The organism is Streptomyces acidicola (assembly GCF_009377235.1).
Taxonomy (GTDB): Bacteria; Actinomycetota; Actinomycetes; order Streptomycetales; family Streptomycetaceae; genus Streptomyces; species Streptomyces acidicola.
The window spans coordinates 1-1,579 of sequence record NZ_VMNX01000506.1; the positions used below are offsets into that span (position 1 = coordinate 1).

At 72.3% G+C, this 1,579-nt stretch carries 7 protein-coding genes; all 7 read right to left on the reverse strand.

Annotation, left to right across the window (positions count from 1 at the left end):
- A partial coding sequence (locus tag FPZ41_RS46400) for a hypothetical protein (RefSeq protein ID WP_228023472.1) occupies window positions 1-285 on the reverse strand: 285 nt, incomplete at its 3' end.
- Entirely contained in the window at window positions 282-407 is a 126-nt protein-coding gene (locus FPZ41_RS49740) for a hypothetical protein (RefSeq protein ID WP_265584298.1), read from the reverse strand. The genes FPZ41_RS49740 and FPZ41_RS46400, both read right to left, overlap by 4 nt.
- Complete coding sequence (locus FPZ41_RS46405) at window positions 404-676, reverse strand: hypothetical protein (protein ID WP_152870900.1); 273 nt, start codon at window positions 674-676, stop codon at window positions 404-406. The genes FPZ41_RS49740 and FPZ41_RS46405 overlap by 4 nt, the downstream gene beginning before the upstream one ends.
- The gene (locus FPZ41_RS46410; protein WP_152870902.1) at window positions 676-876 is read right to left on the reverse strand and encodes a hypothetical protein; all 201 of its coding nucleotides are present in this window, start codon (window positions 874-876) and stop codon (window positions 676-678) included. Before FPZ41_RS46410 ends, FPZ41_RS46405 begins: the two co-directional genes overlap by 1 nt.
- A gap of 2 nt (window positions 877-878) precedes the next feature.
- The gene (locus FPZ41_RS49745) at window positions 879-1,004 is read right to left on the reverse strand and encodes a hypothetical protein (protein WP_265584299.1); all 126 of its coding nucleotides are present in this window, start codon (window positions 1,002-1,004) and stop codon (window positions 879-881) included.
- Window positions 1,001-1,390 (reverse strand): HNH endonuclease, encoded by a 390-nt coding sequence (locus tag FPZ41_RS46415; RefSeq protein WP_152870903.1) that lies wholly within the window; start codon window positions 1,388-1,390, stop codon window positions 1,001-1,003. The genes FPZ41_RS49745 and FPZ41_RS46415 overlap by 4 nt, the downstream gene beginning before the upstream one ends.
- Window positions 1,387-1,579 (reverse strand): hypothetical protein (locus FPZ41_RS47730; protein ID WP_194236470.1); only part of this gene is annotated, 193 nt, incomplete at its 5' end. The genes FPZ41_RS46415 and FPZ41_RS47730, both read right to left, overlap by 4 nt.

The window sequence follows — 1,579 nt, forward strand, 5'->3', positions numbered from 1 at the left end:
GGTGAGCGCGGCCTTCGGCCGGTAGGCGCCGAGCACCGCGCGGACGTCGGCGAGCGGCCACAGCATCGCGTCCGGCAGCTTCCCGTAGCACTCCACGTAGGTGTGGCCGACGGTGAAGTGGTCGGTGGAGGTGCCCACGAGCAGGTCGGTGGTGCCGGGCTCGTCTTCGAGCGGGCCGCGGGCGGTGTGCAGCAGCACACCGCTGGTCGCGCCGATCCCGCCGGCGGTGTGGACGAGGTCGCCGAGCAGCTTCATCAGGTGCTCGGTCTCGATGCGGATGCTCACGGGGTGGTCCTTCCGGGCTCGTCGGCGAGCAGATCGCTCGCGGTGAAGATGGGGATCGGGTCGGCGTCGACGTCCGCCCGCCAGGTGGCGAACAGGGCGGCGAGGTGGTCGGTGTCGTTCATCGCGGCCGCCGGTGGCTGGCTGCGTTCGGGCAGGTGGCGAAGTGGGCGGTGCGCAGCTCGGCACCGGCGGCGCGGGCGGCGGCGAGCTTCGGGCCGGTGAGCACGCCGGCGACGAGCTGGCCGCGGTTGAGCTGCAGCAGCACGTTCCCCTTGGCAGGGTCGGCGTTGTAGTCGACGGGGATGTTCTCGCCGTTCGACGAGACGGCCCAGACGATCGTTGCCGGGCACGAGCGGCACACGGTGTACCGCTCAGCGAGGTCGAGGGGCATCAGACCTTCTTTCGCAGGTTGGATTGGGCGGCTTGCCGGTCGTCGGCCAGCCGCCACAGGTCGGTGACGTCGTGGTTGAGGGCGAACGGCCACACGATCGGCTCGCCGCCGTTCACCGTCCGAACGCGACCGTTCGTCGCGCGGCGGCCGTTGCGCCAGCGGGTGCGCAGTCGCAGCGGCAGCCGGAAGAGTCGCCGCACGGTCACCACCCGGCCGACAGGCCGACGGCGATCGCGAGCAGGAACCCGCACAGGAACAGCGACACGATCCCGAGCACGGTCGAGCATCCGATACCGGCGCCGCCGCCCGGCGCTGCGGGCGCGCTCATGCGGCCCTCACCGCGTCGATGCGCGCCCACGCCGCGGCCACGCGCGGATCGGTGCGGAAGTCGCCGAGGTCGTCGAGCAGCCACAGGCCGTGCCATAGCAGCACCGGCACGTCGGCGGGCTGCTCCTCGCCGCGGCGGACGAGCCACCCGCAGGTCTCGACGAACGCGCGGTTGCCGCGGGTGTCGGTGACCTCGTCGTGGCACGGGTCGCACAGGTCGAGGAGGTTCGACGGCTGGTTGATCCACGGTTCCCGGGAGCCGCCCATCTGCCGGCCGGTGCGGTGGTGGACCTCGACGGCCGGGCGGCGGCCGCACTTCTCGCACACCCCGCCCGAGCGGGTGTGCACAATGTCCCGCACGGTGCGGCTGATCTGCTGCGCCTTCACCGCTTCCCGCCGTGCTGCAGCAGGTGATCCAGGTACTCGGCCAGCTCGGCGCGGCTGGCGCGAAGGAACTGCGTGCCCTTCTTCGACCACTTCGTGAAGTCGGCCGCGGTCTGCGACGCCGAGCGGCCACGTCCCTTGGTGATGTCCCGGATTCGGCCGCGCAGATCGTTCGCGTCGCCGCGCTCGTCC

Bases quoted from the DNA above. Each gene is read 5' to 3' on its own strand.
- FPZ41_RS46405 (WP_152870900.1), bottom strand. From the start codon at position 676: ATGCCCCTCGACCTCGCTGAGCGGTACACCGTGTGCCGCTCGTGCCCG.
- FPZ41_RS49740 (WP_265584298.1), bottom strand. From the start codon at position 407: ATGAACGACACCGACCACCTCGCCGCCCTGTTCGCCACCTGGCGGGCG.
- FPZ41_RS49745 (WP_265584299.1), bottom strand. From the start codon at position 1,004: ATGAGCGCGCCCGCAGCGCCGGGCGGCGGCGCCGGTATCGGATGCTCG.